Annotated in this window: 1 protein-coding gene; it reads left to right on the top strand. The window is 51.8% G+C overall.

The window, feature by feature from the left end:
• On the top strand, window positions 1-255 hold a 255-nt coding region (locus H8K36_RS19030; RefSeq protein ID WP_186918096.1), incomplete at both ends, for a VCBS domain-containing protein.

The following is a 255-nucleotide window of genomic DNA, read 5'->3' as shown; positions in this document are numbered from 1 at the left end:
CAGCTGGTGCATTAACCCTGACCAATGGAACTTCTAACGGTGGTTCGACCAGCATCGGTTATACCTACGATCCAGCTGCAGCGAATCTAGACTTCTTGCGTGCAGGCCAAAGCTTGACGATCACTTACCAAGTGAAGGTCAATGACGGTACAGCAGACTCCGCAGTGCAAGACGTGACGTTCACGATCACTGGTGCGAACGATGCACCGGTATTGACAGATACGACCAACCCAACAGCTGTAGTCGAGTTAGCCA

The organism is Affinundibacterium nitidum, assembly GCF_014284155.1.
Taxonomy (GTDB): domain Bacteria; phylum Pseudomonadota; class Gammaproteobacteria; order Burkholderiales; family Burkholderiaceae_D; genus Undibacterium; species Undibacterium nitidum.
The sequence above is the reverse complement of the archived record's forward strand: the minus strand, read 5'-3'. Positions and strand labels throughout refer to the sequence as shown.